The sequence below is a fragment of the Kitasatospora sp. NPDC058184 genome, from assembly GCF_042883725.1.
In the GTDB taxonomy this organism is placed as follows: domain Bacteria; phylum Actinomycetota; class Actinomycetes; order Streptomycetales; family Streptomycetaceae; genus Kitasatospora.
This window is the reverse complement of the sequence record NZ_JBHVVE010000004.1, coordinates 114,360-129,352: the sequence shown is the minus strand read 5'-3', so window position 1 is coordinate 129,352 and position 14,993 is coordinate 114,360. Positions and strand designations below refer to the sequence as shown.

The 14,993-nt window shown below is 69.0% G+C and carries 11 protein-coding genes and 1 pseudogene; 1 reads left to right on the top strand and 11 read right to left on the bottom strand.

Going from position 1 to position 14,993, the window contains the following annotated elements:
* Positions 1 to 157 precede the first annotated feature (157 nt).
* The gene (locus ACFVXH_RS09195) at positions 158 to 1,870 is read left to right on the top strand and encodes an ABC transporter family substrate-binding protein (protein ID WP_117489416.1); all 1,713 of its coding nucleotides are present in this window, start codon (positions 158 to 160) and stop codon (positions 1,868 to 1,870) included.
* A gap of 13 nt (positions 1,871 to 1,883) precedes the next feature.
* Here ACFVXH_RS09195 and ACFVXH_RS09190 read toward each other — a convergent pair.
* From ACFVXH_RS09190 to ACFVXH_RS09140, 11 genes and pseudogenes are all read right to left on the bottom strand, one after another.
* Positions 1,884 to 2,925, bottom strand: a pseudogene (locus tag ACFVXH_RS09190) (ABC transporter ATP-binding protein).
* 157 nt (positions 2,926 to 3,082) lie between these two features.
* Positions 3,083 to 4,177, bottom strand: a complete 1,095-nt coding sequence (locus ACFVXH_RS09185) for an ABC transporter ATP-binding protein (protein ID WP_074001356.1) — start codon at positions 4,175 to 4,177, stop codon at positions 3,083 to 3,085.
* Positions 4,167 to 5,219 carry an ABC transporter ATP-binding protein gene (locus ACFVXH_RS09180; RefSeq protein ID WP_380777420.1) on the bottom strand — a complete coding sequence of 351 codons (1,053 nt, stop codon included), beginning with the start codon at positions 5,217 to 5,219 and terminating at the stop codon, positions 4,167 to 4,169. The genes ACFVXH_RS09185 and ACFVXH_RS09180 overlap by 11 nt, the downstream gene beginning before the upstream one ends.
* Positions 5,220 to 5,235: 16 nt before the next feature.
* Positions 5,236 to 6,150 carry an ABC transporter permease gene (locus ACFVXH_RS09175; protein ID WP_117491938.1) on the bottom strand — a complete coding sequence of 305 codons (915 nt, stop codon included), beginning with the start codon at positions 6,148 to 6,150 and terminating at the stop codon, positions 5,236 to 5,238.
* 76 nt (positions 6,151 to 6,226) lie between these two features.
* Positions 6,227 to 7,153, bottom strand: a complete 927-nt coding sequence (locus ACFVXH_RS09170) for an ABC transporter permease (protein ID WP_049654864.1) — start codon at positions 7,151 to 7,153, stop codon at positions 6,227 to 6,229.
* A gap of 115 nt (positions 7,154 to 7,268) precedes the next feature.
* Positions 7,269 to 8,894, bottom strand: coding sequence for an ABC transporter substrate-binding protein (locus ACFVXH_RS09165; protein ID WP_049654867.1), 1,626 nt, complete (start codon positions 8,892 to 8,894; stop codon positions 7,269 to 7,271).
* Positions 8,895 to 9,097: 203 nt separating this feature from the next.
* Entirely contained in the window at positions 9,098 to 10,114 is a 1,017-nt protein-coding gene (locus tag ACFVXH_RS09160; RefSeq protein WP_387821797.1) for an ABC transporter ATP-binding protein, read from the bottom strand.
* Complete coding sequence (locus ACFVXH_RS09155; RefSeq protein WP_380777418.1) at positions 10,107 to 11,156, bottom strand: ABC transporter ATP-binding protein; 1,050 nt, start codon at positions 11,154 to 11,156, stop codon at positions 10,107 to 10,109. Before ACFVXH_RS09155 ends, ACFVXH_RS09160 begins: the two co-directional genes overlap by 8 nt.
* A gap of 20 nt (positions 11,157 to 11,176) precedes the next feature.
* Positions 11,177 to 12,121 carry an ABC transporter permease gene (locus ACFVXH_RS09150; protein WP_117489407.1) on the bottom strand — a complete coding sequence of 315 codons (945 nt, stop codon included), beginning with the start codon at positions 12,119 to 12,121 and terminating at the stop codon, positions 11,177 to 11,179.
* A complete protein-coding gene (locus ACFVXH_RS09145; RefSeq protein WP_049654878.1) occupies positions 12,114 to 13,040 on the bottom strand; it encodes an ABC transporter permease in 927 nt (308 codons plus the stop codon). The genes ACFVXH_RS09150 and ACFVXH_RS09145 overlap by 8 nt, the downstream gene beginning before the upstream one ends.
* Positions 13,041 to 13,180: 140 nt before the next feature.
* On the bottom strand, positions 13,181 to 14,824 hold the full coding sequence (locus ACFVXH_RS09140; protein WP_380777417.1) for an ABC transporter substrate-binding protein: 1,644 nt from the start codon (positions 14,822 to 14,824) through the stop codon (positions 13,181 to 13,183).
* Positions 14,825 to 14,993: the final 169 nt, after the last annotated feature.

The window sequence follows — 14,993 nt, the reverse complement described above, 5'->3', positions numbered from 1 at the left end:
CGGTCGGACACCCGCACGGTCGGGCGCGTCCGCTCCCGACGAACCCGCGCCCACGGGGGGCGGGCCCGCATCCGGGCCCGCCCCTCGACAACGCCCCCTCCCGGTCAGCAAGATGTGACGCCACACCATCCGCCACATCCACCCCGGGAGCACGCCGATGCACCGCCGCCTCCAGCGCCACGGGACGGCCCTGCTCGCCGGTCTCACCGCCCTCACGCTCTCGCTGGCGCTCTGCTCCTGCACCGCCGGCCAGGGCGGCGGCGACGCGCTGCCCTCCGGCACCACAGCGCCCAAGCTGACCGCGATCGACATCAACCCGCACGACCGGGCCCGGCTGCGCCAGGGCGGCACCCTGAACCTGGCGATCGCCCAGTTCTCCCGCCAGTGGTCGCCGATCCACGCCGACGGCAGCGAGTCCTCGACCGTCATGGTCAGCAAGCCGCTGCTGCCGACCTTCTTCCGCTCGGACGCCGCCGGCACCCAGACGCCCAACCCCGCATACCTGCAGGAGGCGCACGCGGAGCTCAGGGACGGCCGGCAGGTGGTCACCTGGACGCTCAACCCGAAGGCCCACTGGTCCGACGGCACCCCGATCACCTGGCGCGACATCGAGGCCAACTGGCGTGCCCTGAACGGGAAGGACCCGGCCTACAAGGCCTCCAGCAGCACCGGCTTCGAGCTGGTCTCGGCGGTCGAGCGCGGCAAGGACGACTACCAGGCCGTGATGACCTTCGACCGCCCGTTCTCCGAGTGGCAGTCGATGTTCAACAGCGCCGGCAACGCCCCGCTGCTGCCGGCCAGTAGGGTCTCCACACCGGAGCTGTTCAACAGCTCCTACCTGGACGGGTTCCCGGTCAGCGCCGGCCCGTTCAAGGTCGAGCAGCTGGACCGCGCCACCCAGACCGTCACGCTGGTCGCCGACCCCTCCTGGTGGGGCGACAAGCCCGTGCTGGACCGGATCGTCTTCCACGCGATGCTGCCCGACGCGATGCCCGCCGCCTTCGCCCAGGGCCGGATCGACCTCGTCAACAACGGTCCGGACGTGGCCGGTTACCAGGTCATCAGGAACACCAAGGGCGCCGTGGTGCGCCGGGCCGGCGGCCCGGACTTCCGCCAGCTCACCCTGAACGCCCGCACCCCGGCGCTCAGCGACGCGACCGTGCGCCAGGCCGTCTTCCAGGCGATCAACCGGGACGTGGTGATCCGCGCCGACCTCAACGGCCTGGACTGGCCCGCCGTCCCGCTCAACAACCACCTGCTGGTCACCAACCAGAACGGCTACCGCGACAACTCCCTGGGCCTGGCCCGCTACGACCCCGCCGAGGCCGCCCGCAAGCTGGACGCGGCCGGCTGGAAGCTGGACGGCGACGTACGGAAGAAGGACGGCCGCGAGCTGAACCTGCGGATGGTCGTCCCGGCCGGCGTCACCCCGGCCCAGAGCGAGGCCGCCAACGCCACCGCCATGCTCAAGGACGTCGGCATCAAGGTGACCACGGTGACCGCCCCCGCCAACGAGTTCTTCGACCGGTACGTCAACCGCGACGACTTCGACATCGCCGCCTACTCGCTGATCGGCACCCCCTTCCCGGCCAGCGGCAACCGCGCCAACTTCGTCCAGAGCGGCGGCACCAACCACGTCGGCGCGGGCAGCCCGGCGGTGGACGCCGCACTCGACCGGGCCGCCGCCGCGGCCGACGCGGGCACCGCCTCCGAGGCGATCAACCAGGCCGACGGCGAGCTCTGGAAGGTGGCCGGCGTCCTGCCGCTCTACCAGCGCCCGCAGCTGTACGGGGCCCGCGCCGACCTCGCCAACATCGGCGCGCAGGGCCTGTCCGACATCGTCTGGGAGAACGTCGGCTTCGTGAAGTAGCGGGTGGACGGGCTCAGCCGTGCAGCGTCTCGCGCCAGTAGTGGCAGGCGCTGCGGCGGCCCGCCAGCTCCGTCCCGTACTCGCTGGTGACCGGCGTCAGCGCCGGGAGTTCGGTGCGGCAGCGGTCCTGCACCCGGTCGCAGCGCGGGTTGAAGGCGCAGCCCTCCGGCAGGCTCAGCAGGCTCGGCGGCAGGCCCTTGATGGCGTGCAGGTTCTGGCCCTTCTGGTCGAGCCGGGGGATCGAGTCCAGCAGGCCCCGGGTGCGCGGGCCGGGCGTACAACTCCCTGACGGGGGCGGTCTCCACGATCCGGCCCGCGTACATCACCGCGATCTTGTCCGCGACGTCCGCCACCACGCCCAGGTCGTGGGTGATCAGGATCAGTCCCATGTTGTACTCGGCCTGCAAGTCGGCGAGCAGGTCCATCACCTGGGCCTGCACCGTCACGTCCAGCGCCGTGGTCGGCTCGTCCGCGATGATCAGGTCCGGCTCCAGCGCCAGCGCCATCGCGATCATGATCCGCTGCCGCATGCCCCCGGAGAACTGGTGCGGGAAGTCCCCGACGCGCTGCCTGGCGGCCGGGATGCGCACCCGGTCCATCAGCTCGACGGCCTTCTCCTTCGCCTCCTTGCGGGACACCCCCCGGTGCGCCCGGAACATCTCGCCGAGCTGGTAGCCCACGCTGAGCACCGGGTTCAGCGCCGACAGCGCGTCCTGGAAGATCATCGCGATGTGCCCGCCCCGGATGGACCGCCGGGCGGCCGTGCCCATGGTCAGCAGGTCCTCGCCGCGGAACAGGATCCGCCCCGCGGTGATCCGCCCCGGCGGCATGTCCAGGATGCCCATGACCGCCTGCGCCGTCACCGACTTGCCCGAGCCGGACTCCCCCAGCACCGCCAGCGTCTCCCCCGCCGCGACGGAGTAGCTCACCCCGTTCACCGCCTTGGCGACCCCGTCCCGGGTGTGGAACTCCACGTGCAGGTCGTCGACCTCCAGCAGCGGCGTCCCGGGCTCCACGCTCCCCCGGCCACCGCCGATCACCTCCACCGCGTCCATCAGAGCCGCCCTCCTCAGCACCGCGGCACCCACCGCTGGGCGCAGAGCAACTATCAGGGAAGGGAGGGTACTTGGCGAGCCCGCGGCAGATCTCTTTTCCGTCACGGGAAAGGGCGCGCCCCCACCTGCGAGGACGCGCCCTGGTAGGGGGCCGGTGTCAGCCGGACTCCCGCTCGACGCCCCGCTCCGCCGCGAAATGACACGCCGAGTCGTGCCGCGCCGCGTCGCCCAGCCAGGACGGCGCGACCAGCAGCGGCTCCTCGACCTCGCACCGCTGCTGCGCCTTCCAGCAGCGGGTGCGGAAGCGGCAGCCGGACGGCGGGTTGGCCGGCGAGGGCACGTCGCCGGTGAGCACGATCCGGTCCCGCGTCTCGCGCGCCGTCGGGTCCGGCACCGGCACCGCCGAGAGCAGCGCCTGGGTGTACGGGTGGGTCGCGTGGTCGTAGATCTCCGCGTCGCTGCCGATCTCGACCATCTTCCCCAGGTACATCACCCCGACCCGGTCGGAGATGTGCCGGACGATCGAGAGGTCGTGCGCGATGAACATGTACGACAGGTTGAAGTCGCCCTGCAGCTGCTCCAGCAGGTTGATCACCTGCGCCTGCACCGAGACGTCCAGCGCGGAGACCGGCTCGTCGCAGATGATGACCTCCGGCTTGAGCGCCAACCCCCGGGCGATGCCGATGCGTTGGCGCTGCCCGCCGGAGAACTGGTGCGGGTAGCGGTTGATGTACTCGGGGTTGAGCCCGACCACGTCCAGCAGGTCCTGGACGGCCTTGCGGCGGTCCCCCTTGGGCGCCACCTCGGGGTGGATCTCGAACGGTTCGCCGATGATGTCGCCGACCGTCATGCGCGGGTTGAGCGAGGTGTACGGGTCCTGGAACACCATCTGGATGTTCCGCCGGACGGCCTTCAGCCCCGCCCCGGAGAGCCGGGAGATCTCCTCCCCCTTGTAGCGGACCGATCCCGAGGTGGCCGGCTCCAGGTTCATCAGCACCTTGGCCAGCGTGGACTTCCCGCAGCCGGACTCGCCGACGATGCCGAGCGTCTCACCGTGCATCAGGTCGAAGGTGACCCCGTCGACCGCCTTCACCGCCCCGACCTGCCGCCGGAGGATGATGCCCTTGGTGAGCGGGAAGTGCTTGACCAGGTCCCGGACTTCGAGGATCGGCTCGCCGCGCGGCACCTCCCGCGCGAGGGCGACCTCCTCCGGCACCACCGCGCCCAGTGCGCTGGACCCGTTAACGGTCATGGAGGGTCTCCTTCCAGAAGAAGCAGGCGCTGCCGCGCCCCTCCAACGGCGTCCCGTCCTCCTCGGCGACCGGGAACAGCTCCGGCACCTCGGCCCGGCAGACGTCCTGGGCGCGCGGGCAGCGCGGGTTGAAGGCGCAGCCCGGGGGGATGCGCAGCAGGTTGGGCGGCAGGCCCTTGATCGCGTAGAGCTCCTGGCCCTTCTGGTCGAGCCGGGGGATCGAGTCCAGCAGGCCCCGGGTGTACGGGTGCGCGGGCCGGGCGTACAGCTCGTGCACCGGGGCGGTCTCCACGATCCGGCCCGCGTACATCACCGCGATCTTGTCCGCGACGTCCGCCACCACACCGAGGTCGTGGGTGATCAGGATCAGCCCCATGTTGTACTCGGCCTGCAACTCGGCGAGCAGGTCCATCACCTGGGCCTGCACCGTCACGTCCAGCGCCGTGGTCGGCTCGTCCGCGATGATCAGGTCCGGCTCCAGCGCCAGCGCCATCGCGATCATGATCCGCTGCCGCATGCCCCCGGAGAACTGGTGCGGATAGTCGTTCACCCGCTCCTTGGCGGCCGGGATGCGCACCCGGTCCATCAGCTCGACGGCCTTGTCCCGCGCCTCCTTGCGGGACACCCCCCGGTGCGCCCGGAACATCTCGCCGAGCTGGTAGCCCACGCTGAGCACCGGGTTCAGCGCCGACAGCGCGTCCTGGAAGATCATCGCGATCTTCTGGCCGCGGATCCGCCGCCGCTCCTCCTTGCCCATCCTGAGCATGTCCTGGCCCCGGTAGAGGATCTCGCCGCGCGGGATCCGGGCCGGCGGCATGTCCAGGATGCCCATGACCGCCTGCGCCGTCACCGACTTGCCCGAGCCGGACTCCCCCAGCACCGCCAGCGTCTCCCCCGCCGCGACGGAGTAGCTCACCCCGTTCACCGCCCGGGCGACCCCGTCCCGGGTGGCGAACTCGACGTGCAGGTCCCGGACGTCGAGCAGCGGCCCCTGGTACGGCGCCTTCCGCTCGTGCCCGGTGGTGTCCACCGCTGTACTCACGATGCGCTCCCCTCGCTCAGCGAAGCTTCGGATCGAGGGCGTCGCGCACCGCGTCGCCCAGCATGATGAAGGCCAGCACGGTGATCGAGAGCGCCGCGGCCGGGAAGAACAGCACGTACGGCGCCGTCCGGATCACCTTCTGGGCGGAGGAGATGTCGATGCCCCAGGAGATGGTCGGGTCCTGAAGACCGATGCCGAGGAAGCTCAGCGTCGCCTCGGTGGCGATGTAGCCGCCGAGCGCGATCGTCGCCACCACGATCACCGGGGCGATCGCGTTCGGCAGGATGTGCCGGAACATCAGCCGGCCCGTCCCGGCGCCGAGCGCCCGGCCGGCCACCACGTAGTCGGCCTGCTTGACGGTCAGCACCGCCCCGCGCATCACGCGGGCGATCTGGGTCCAGCCGAGCACGCCCAGCGCGATGACCACGCTCCACACCGTGCGGGTGGCGAAGGCGTTCAGCAGCACCAGCGCGCCGAGCAGCAGCGGGATGCCGAAGAAGATGTCGGTGATCCGGGAGAGCAGCGCGTCGACCCAGCCGCCGAAGAAGCCGGCCACCATCCCGGTCAGCCCGCCGAGCAGGGTGACGGCGGCGGTCACGAAGATGCCGACGGTGATCGAGGCGCGGGCGCCGTACACCACCCGGGCGTAGATGGACCGGCCCTGGGCGTCGTACCCGAACCAGCCGGCCCCGAAGACGTCGCCCCAGTTCGGCCGCCTGAGGTAGTCGTTCACCAGGTCGGCCTTGCGCGGGTCCGCGGAGGTGAACGCCCAGGGGAAGATCGCCATCACCACCAGCAGCACGATCAGCACCGCCGAGATCAGGAAGATCGGCCGCCGGCGCAGGTCCCGCCAGGCGTCGGCCCACAGGCTGCGGGCCTCCTCCCGCTTCACCACGTCCGGTTCGACTAACGTCTCCTGCTCGACCGCCATGCCCTGCTCACCCGCGTAGTCGAGGCGCGAGACCCCGGGCTTGGGGTGCGGCTCGTACGAGTCCTCGTCGTGGATGTCAGGCATAGCGGATCCTCGGGTCCAGGACCGCGTAGAGCAGGTCGACGAGCAGGCTGGCGACCAGGTAGATGATCACCAGGACGGTCACGATGCCGACCACGGTGGGGCCCTCCTTCTGGTTGACCGCCCGGTACAGGACGTTGCCGATGCCCTGCACGTTGAAGACGCCCTCGGTGACGATCGCCCCGCCCATCAGCGCGCCGAGGTCGGTGCCGAGGAAGGTGATCACCGGGATCAGCGAGTTGCGCAGCAGGTGGCGGGAGATGATGGTGCGCCGGGGCAGGCCCTTGGCGACCGCGGTGCGCATGTAGTCGGCCCGCAGGTTCTCGCCGATCGACGTCCGGGTGAGCCGGGCCACGTACGCGAGCGAGAGCGAGCCCAGGACGACGGCCGGCAGCACCAGTTGGGTCAGGTCGTAGCTGTCCTGCACCGTCGGGGTGACCCAGCCCAGGTTGGTGGCGAACACCGTCTGGGCGATGTAGGCCAGCACGAAGACCGGGATCGAGATCACCACCAGGGTGAAGACCAGCACCAGGGTGTCCGCGACGCTGCCGCGCCGCAGGCCGGAGACCAGGCCGAGGGCCAGGCCCGCGATCATCTCGAAGACGAAGGCCATCAGGGCGAGCCGGATGGTGACCGGGAAGGCGTCCGCCATGATGTCGGTGACCGGACGGCCGGTGAAGCTGGTGCCGAAGTCCCCTTGGAAGAGGTTCCCCATGTAGTGCAGGTACTGCTTCCAGAGCGGCTGGTCCAGGTAGTACGTGTGCTTGATGCTGGCGACCACGGCCGGGTCGGCGGCCTTCTCCCCGAACAGCGCCGCCACCGGGTCGCCGGGCAGCGTGTAGACCATCAGGAAGATCAGCAGCGTGGTGCCGAAGAACACCGGGATCATCTGCAGCACCCGACGCAGCACGTAACTGCCCATCCGAGCCTCCTTCCTAGGTGTCCGACTGGGTGCCCGGCCGACCGGACCGGTCGGCCGAGAGACCGCGCCCCGCCCTCCGTGCGGGGAGGGCGGGGCCGGCGCGAGGGCTCGGGGCTCAGCCCTTGACCTCGACCTGGGTCCAGGCCGGGTTGCCGAAGGAGTCGAACTTCACGTTCTGCACCTTGGTCGAGTAGCCCGAGTTGGTGCGGTAGTACCAGAGCGGGATGGCGGGCATCCCGCTCGGCAGCACGGCCTCGGCCTGCTGGTAGCCGGTCACCGTGTCGGCGACGCTGGCGGCCTCGTCGGCCCTGGTGGCCGCGTCGTCGAACTGCGGGTTGCTGTAGCCGAAGTCGTTGGACGCGGCACCGGTGCGGTAGACGTCGGCCAGGAAGTTGGCGTTCAGCGGGTAGTCCTGCACCCAGCCGGTGCGGAAGGCGCCGTTGAGGGTGTGCCCGGTGATCGCGGCCCGCGCGGTCTTGAAGTCGGGCTTCGGGTCGCCCAGGCAGTCGACGCCGGTGTTCTGCCGGATCGAGTTGCAGACCGCGTCGACCCACTCCTTGTGGCCGCCGTCCGCGTTGTAGGTGATCAGCAGCTTGTTGCCGGGGACGCCGCCGCCCTCCTGGATCAGCTGCTTGGCCTTGGCCGCGTCGAACGTGCAGAACTCGCCGCAGGCGCCGTCCTTGTAGCCCTCGACGCCCTCGGCCACCCAGGCGGTGGCGGGCTTGCGGGAGCCCTGGAGCACCGTCTTGGTGATGGTGGCGCGGTCGATCGCCATCGACAGGCCCTGGCGCACCTTCGCCTTGTCCGGCGACGCCCAGTCAGCCTGGTAGAGCGTGAAGCCGATGTTCTGGATGGCGCCCTGCGGAGCGTCCACCGCCCGGTCCCCGAGGTCGCTCTTGTAGGTGGCCAGCGCGGACGGCGGCACCTGGTCCATCACGTCCAGGTTGTTGGACTGGAGGTCCGCGTAGGCGGCCTCGGACGTGGTGTACATCTTGAAGACGATGCCGCCGTTCTTCGGCTTGTCCACGCCCTGGTAGTCCGGGAAGGACTTGGTCACCACGTTGTTGTTGTGCGACCAGCTGACGAACTGGTACGGGCCGTTGCCCACCGGCTTCTGCCCGTACCCGGCCGGGTCCTTGAAGAAGCCCTCGGGCAGCGGGGAGAAGGCGATGTAGCCGAGCTTGTACTCGAAGTACGAGACCTTGTGGCTCAGCTTGACGGTGAAGTGCAGCTCGTCGGTGACGGTCAGCCCGGACATCTTGTCCGCGGTGGGCTGGCCGGAGGTCGGGTGGACGTCCTGGTAGCCCTCGATGTCGGAGAACCAGGAGCTGTTGATCTGGTTGTTGGCCGGGCTGGCGCCCCAGTTCCAGGCGTCGACGAAGTTCTGGGCGTGCACCGGGGTGCCGTCGTGGAACTTCCAGCCGTCCTTCAGCGTGATGTCGAAGGTCTGCGAGTCACTGGTGTCGATCTTGTCGGCGACCTGCATCCGGATCTTGGCGTTGCTCGGGTCGTAGTCGACCAGCCCCTTGAAGAGGTTCTGGATGATGCGACCGCCGCCGACCTCGTTCGCGTTGGCCGGCTGCAACGGGTTCTGCGGCTCGTTGCTCTGGTAGCTGAAGGACTTGCCGGCGTCCGACGAACCGCTGCCCCCTCCGCCGCTACTGCTGCTGCAGCCGGTGGCCACCAGGGCCACGGAGGTCGCAACGGCGAGGACCCAACGAGCACGGGCGGCTACGGGCATGGAGGTCCCTCCTCAGGGTGTGTTTCGCATCACACCCCATGAGAAGCGCGCCCCGGCGACGGCGCGCGTCAGGTGCACCCGGACGGGTGCGGTGACCCCCTGCCGAGTTGACGCGGCGCCGGACGACGCGGCGTGGGACCGGCGGAACGCGGGAAGGGCCCGCGGCGCGAACGCCACGGGCCCTTCCTTCGACTACCGGGGGATCAGGCCGCGGCCTGCTCCCGGACCTCGGGGAAGTGGCAGGCCGACTCGTGGGCGGCCGCGCCCTCCAGCAGCGAGGGGACCGCGAGCAGCGGGACCTCCTCGGAGCACCGGTCCTCCGCCTTCCAGCAGCGGGTGCGGAAGCGGCAGCCGGACGGCGGGTTGGCCGGCGAGGGGATGTCCCCGGTGAGGATGATCCGCTCGCGGGACTCGCGCGCCGTCGGGTCCGGCACCGGCACCGCGGAGAGCAGCGCCTGGGTGTACGGGTGGGTGGCGTTCTCGTAGATCTCCTCGTCCGAGCCGATCTCGACCATCTTGCCCAGGTACATCACGCCGACGCGGTCGGAGATGTGCCGGACGATGGAGAGGTCGTGCGCGATGAACATGTAGGAGAGGCCGAACTCGCCCTGCAGCTGCTCCAGCAGGTTGATCACCTGCGCCTGGACGGACACGTCCAGCGCGGAGACCGGCTCGTCGCAGATGATGATCTCGGGCTTGAGCGCGAGGCCGCGGGCGATGCCGATGCGCTGGCGCTGGCCGCCGGAGAACTGGTGCGGGTACCGGTTGATGTACTCCGGGTTCAGACCCACGACGTCCAGCAGGTCCTGGACGGCCTTGCGGCGGTCGCCCTTGGGCGCCACCTCGGGGTGGATCTCGAACGGCTCGCCGATGATGTCGCCGACCGTCATGCGCGGGTTGAGCGAGGTGTAGGGGTCCTGGAACACCATCTGGATGTTCCGGCGGACGGCCTTCAGGGCGGCGCCCTGCAGGGTGGAGATGTCCTCGCCCTTGAACAGCACCTGGCCGGAGGTGGCCCGCTCCAGGTTCATCAGCACCTTGGCCAGCGTGGACTTGCCACAGCCGGACTCGCCGACGATCCCGAGCGTCTCGCCCTTCTTCAGCTCGAAGGAGATGCCGTCGACCGCCTTGACCGCGCCGACCTGCTTCTTGAAGAGGATGCCCTGGGTCAGCGGGTAGTGCTTGACCAGGTCCTTGACCTCCAGGATGTTCTCAGCCATGGAGGGTCTCCTTCCAGAGGTGGCACGCGCTGCGGCGGCCGGTGAGCTCCTTGCCGTCCTTGTCCGTGACGTGGTGCAGCGCCGGGATCTCGGTGCGGCACAGGTCGGTGGCGACGTCGCAGCGGGGGTTGAACGCGCAGCCGGTCGGAACCTTCAGCAGGTTCGGGGGCAGGCCCTTGATCGCGTACAGCTCCTGGCCCTTCTGGTCCAGGCGCGGGATGGAGCGGAGCAGGCCCTTGGTGTACGGGTGCGCGGGGTTCGCGTACAGCTCGTGCACCGGGGCGGTCTCCACGATCCGGCCCGCGTACATCACGGCGATCTTGTCCGCGACGTCGGCGACCACGCCGAGGTCGTGGGTGATCAGGATCAGGCCCATGTTGTACTCGGCCTGCAGCTCGGCGAGCAGGTCCATCACCTGGGCCTGGACGGTCACGTCCAGGGCGGTGGTGGGCTCGTCCGCGATGATCAGGTCGGGCTGGAGCGACAGCGCCATCGCGATCATGATGCGCTGGCGCATACCGCCGGAGAACTGGTGCGGGTAGTCGTTCACCCGCTCCCGGGCGGCGGGGATGCGCACCCGGTCCATCAGCTCGATGGCCTTCTCCTTCGCCTCCTTGCGGGAGGCGCCCTGGTGCACGCGGAACATCTCGCCGAGCTGGTAGCCGACGGAGAGCACCGGGTTCAGCGCGGACAGCGCGTCCTGGAAGATCATCGCGATCTTCCGGCCGCGGATCCGGCGCCGCTCCTCGTTGCTCATCGTGAGCATGTCCTGGCCGCGGTACAGGATCTGGCCCTGGGTCACCTTGCCCGGGGGCATGTCCAGGATGCCCATGATGGTCTGCGCCGTCACGGACTTGCCGGAGCCGGACTCGCCGAGCACGGCGAGCGTCTCGCCGGCCGCGACGGAGTAGTTGACGCCGTTCACGGCCTTGGCGACACCGTCCCGGGTGTGGAACTCCACGTGGAGGTCCTTCACCTCGAGAAGAGGAGTGCCAACTTCGAGACGGTCGTTCTTCTGGTCGTTCTCGATCACGGTGGTCATCGGGGTCGTCACCTCTTCTCTCAACGGAGCTTCGGGTCGAGGGCGTCGCGCACCGCGTCGCCGAGCATGATGAACGCCAGAACGGTGAGGCTCAGCATTCCGGCGGGGAAGAACAGCGCGAACGGCGCCGTCCGGATCACCTTCTGGGCGGAGGAGATGTCGATGCCCCAGGAGATGGTCGGGTCCTGCAGACCGATGCCGAGGAAGCTCAGCGTCGCCTCGGCGGCGATGTAGCCGCCGAGCGCGATGGTGGCGACGACGATCACCGGGGCGACCGCGTTCGGCAGGATGTGCTTGAACATGATCCGCCAGGTGCCGGCGCCGAGCGCCTTGGCGGCCGTCACGAAGTCGGCCTGCTTGACCGTGATCACCGAACCGCGCATGACACGGGTCATCTGGGTCCAGCCCAGGGCGACCAGCGCGAAGACCACGCTCCACACGGTGCGCGAGGTGAAGGCGTTCAGGACCACCAGCGAGCCGAGCAGCAGCGGGATGCCGAAGAAGATGTCGGTGATCCGGGAGATGATCGTGTCGACCCAGCCGCCGAAGTAGCCGGCCAGCATGCCGGTGAGGCCGCCGATGATGGTCACACCGGCGGTGACGCAGATGCCGACGATGATCGAGGCGCGGGCGCCGTGGACGACGCGGGCGTAGATGCTGCGGCCCTGGAGGTCGTAGCCGAACCAGTCCGCCTGGAAGAGGTGGCCGTAGTTCGGCTTCGTCAGGTAGTGGTTGCGCAGGTCGCCGGCCCGCGGGTCCACCGAGGTGAACAGACCGGGGGCGATCGCGATGACGATCAGCAGCAGGATCAGCAGCGCGGAGATCACGAAGATCGGCTTGCGCCGCAGGTCGTGCCAGGCGTCGGAGCCGAGGCTGCGGGGCTTCTCGGGCTTGGCGGCCGCGGTGGCGGCGCCGCCCTGGGCCGGGATCTTCCCGGCGGTCTTCTTCTCGGTCAGGTCAGGCATAACGGATCCTCGGGTCCAGGACCGCGTAAAGCAGGTCGACGATCAGGCCGGCGGCCAGGTAGACGATCACGAGGAAGGCCACGAAGCCGGAGACCGTCGAGCCCTCCTTCATGTTGATCGCTTGGTAGAGCGCGTGGCCCACACCCTGGACGTTGAAGATGCCCTCGGTGACGATGGCGCCGCCCATCAGGGCGCCGAGGTCGGTACCGAGGAAGGTGACCACCGGGATCATCGAGTTGCGCAGCAGGTGGGTGCCGATCACCTTGCGCCGCGGCAGGCCCTTGGCCACCGCGGTGCGGACGTAGTCGGCCTTGATGTTCTCGGCGATGGAGGTGCGGGTGAGGCGCGCGACGTAGGCCAGCGAGAGCGAGCCGAGCACGACGGCCGGCAGCACCATCTGGGTGATGTCGTTGCTGTCCTGGACGGTCGGGGTGACCCACTTCAGGTTCTGCCCGAAGACCGTCTGAACGATGAAGCCCAGCACCGGGACCGGGATCGAGATCAGCAGCAGGGTCATGACCAGGGCGCCCTTGTCGAAGAGCTTGCCGCGGCGCAGACCGGCGTACAGGCCGATCCCGATGCCGAGCACGATCTCGATGGCGAACGCGAACAGCGCCAGCTGGACCGTGACCGGCAGCGCCTCGGTGATCTTGTCGAGCACCGGGCGTCCGTCCAGGCCGGTGCCGAAGTCACCGGTGAACAGCTTCCCCATGTAGTCGAGGTACTGCTGGACCAGCGGCTTGTCGAAGCCTTGCTGGTGCCTCAGCGCGGCGAGCTGCACCGGGTCCGGCGCCTTGTCGCCCCACAGCGCTGCCAGCGGGTCACCGGGCAGCAAGTGCACCATGAAAAAGATGAGTGCGGTCGTTCCGAGGAACACCGGGATCATCTGGAGCAGTCGCCTTGCGACAAAGCGCCCCATCGTGCCTCCATGTATGACTCTGCCGGGCCCGTCAACCCGGCAAGAGATAAGTCGGCGTGCCAACGGCCGGTGCCAGTCCTCGCCCTTGTGGGGATGGACGGGCACCGGCCGTTGTCACCGGGTCAGGCGGTGCCGACCGATTACTTCTTCTTCTTGACCTCGACGTCGGTGTAGACCGGGTCGCCGAAGGAGTTGAACTTCACGTTCTGGACGTTCTTGGAGTAGCCGGAGCTGGTCTTGTAGTACCAGAGCGGGATGGCCGGCATGTCCTTGGCCAGAACGGCCTCGGCCTGCTGGTAGTACTCCGCGGTCTTCTCGACCGTGGTGGCGGCGTCCGCCTCCTTCGACAGCTTGTCGAACTCGGAGCTGGAGTAGCTGCCGTCGTTGGCCGCGGCACCGGTGCCGTAGACGTCGCGCAGGAAGTTGGCGTTCAGCGGGTAGTCCTGCACCCAGCCGGTACGCATCATGCTCTGGACCTGCTTGCTGGTGACCAGGTCACGCGAGGTCTTGAAGTCCGGCTTCGGGTCACCGAGGCACTCGACGCCGACCGACTGGCGGATCGAGTTGCAGACCGCGTCCACCCACTCCTTGTGGCTGCCGTCGGAGTTGTACAGGATGGTGATCTTGCCGCCGGGAACGCCGCCGCCCTCGGTGATGAGCTGCTTCGCCTTCTCCGGGTTGAACTTGCAGGCGTCGCCGCAGGTGCCGGCCTTGTAGCCCATGACGCCGGGCGCCACGAACGAGTCGGCGGGGATGCGGTTGCCGTTCAGCACGGTCTTGGTGATGGTGTCGCGGTCGATCGCCATCGAGAGGCCCTGACGGACCTTCTCCTTGCCCGGGGCGTTCCAGTCGCCCTGGTACAGCGCGAAGGAGATGTTCTGGATGGCGCCCTGCGGCTGGTCGACCGCGCGCTTGCCCAGGTCGTCCTTGTACTTCGGCAGGTCGGTCGAGTCGACCTGGTCCAGGACGTCCAGGGTGTCGGACATCAGGTCCTTGTACGCGGCCTCACCGGCGGTGTAGTTCCGGAAGACGACGCCGCCGTTCTTCGGCTTGTCGATGCCCGTGTACTTGTCGTAGGCGGCCAGCGTGATGGCCTTGTTGTGCTCCCACGAGACGAACTTGTAGGGGCCGTTGCCGACCGGCTTCTGGCCGTAGCCGGCCGGGTCGGTGAAGAAGCCCTCGGGCAGCGGGAAGAAGGCCGAGTAGCCGAGCTTGTACGTGAAGTACGAGACCGGGGTGGACAGTTCGATCGTGAAGTGGGTGTCGTCGACGACCTTCAGACCGGACATCTCGGTGGCCGTCGGGTCACCCTTGTCCTTGTCCGGGTGGACCGCGTCGTAGCCGACGATGTCGGAGAACCAGTCCGAGTTGATCTGGTTGTTCTTCGGGTTGGCCGACCAGTTCCAGGAGCTCACGAAGGACTTGGCGGTGACCGGGGTGCCGTCGTGGAAGGTCCAGCCGGACTTCAGCGTGACGGTGTAGTTCTTGGCGTCGGTGGTCTCGATCTTGTCGGCCACCTGGTTGCGCAGCGCACCGGTCGCGGGGTCGTAGTCGACGAGGCCCTTGAAGAGCTGCTTGACGATACGGCCGCCCTGGTTCTCCATGGCGTTGGCCGGCTGGAGCGGGCGCTGCGGCTCCGCGCTCTGGTAGCTGAAGCTGGCGCCCGGGTCGACCGCAGCGCTGTCGGAGCTGCCCCCGGAGGAGTCGCTGCTGCTGCACGCAGTCGCAGCGAGGGCGACAGCAACAGCTGCGACAACCCACTTGGCCTGGCTCGCACCGCGCATCGGTGTGCCTCCTGAATTCGACGTTGCAACGAGGAGGGCACTGCGGAACGGTTCCCACCGGACCCGCTGTGCCGTCCGCGCTCGTGGTTTCGGCGCGCACCCCTGCGCGTTCACCCTTGACCCGAGCCTGACTGCACCCACTATCCGTCACGCACGGACACGAAAGTGA

Excerpts from the sequence above, each read along its gene's own strand:
- ACFVXH_RS09150 (WP_117489407.1), bottom strand. The coding sequence starts at position 12,121 with ATGCCTGACCTGACCGAGAAGAAGACCGCCGGGAAGATCCCGGCCCAG.
- ACFVXH_RS09195 (WP_117489416.1), top strand. The coding sequence starts at position 158 with ATGCACCGCCGCCTCCAGCGCCACGGGACGGCCCTGCTCGCCGGTCTC.
- ACFVXH_RS09170 (WP_049654864.1), bottom strand. The coding sequence starts at position 7,153 with ATGGGCAGTTACGTGCTGCGTCGGGTGCTGCAGATGATCCCGGTGTTC.
- ACFVXH_RS09165 (WP_049654867.1), bottom strand. The coding sequence starts at position 8,894 with ATGCCCGTAGCCGCCCGTGCTCGTTGGGTCCTCGCCGTTGCGACCTCC.
- ACFVXH_RS09140 (WP_380777417.1), bottom strand. The coding sequence starts at position 14,824 with ATGCGCGGTGCGAGCCAGGCCAAGTGGGTTGTCGCAGCTGTTGCTGTC.
- ACFVXH_RS09160 (WP_387821797.1), bottom strand. The coding sequence starts at position 10,114 with ATGGCTGAGAACATCCTGGAGGTCAAGGACCTGGTCAAGCACTACCCG.
- ACFVXH_RS09185 (WP_074001356.1), bottom strand. The coding sequence starts at position 4,177 with ATGACCGTTAACGGGTCCAGCGCACTGGGCGCGGTGGTGCCGGAGGAG.
- ACFVXH_RS09155 (WP_380777418.1), bottom strand. The coding sequence starts at position 11,156 with ATGACCACCGTGATCGAGAACGACCAGAAGAACGACCGTCTCGAAGTT.
- ACFVXH_RS09145 (WP_049654878.1), bottom strand. The coding sequence starts at position 13,040 with ATGGGGCGCTTTGTCGCAAGGCGACTGCTCCAGATGATCCCGGTGTTC.
- ACFVXH_RS09175 (WP_117491938.1), bottom strand. The coding sequence starts at position 6,150 with ATGGCGGTCGAGCAGGAGACGTTAGTCGAACCGGACGTGGTGAAGCGG.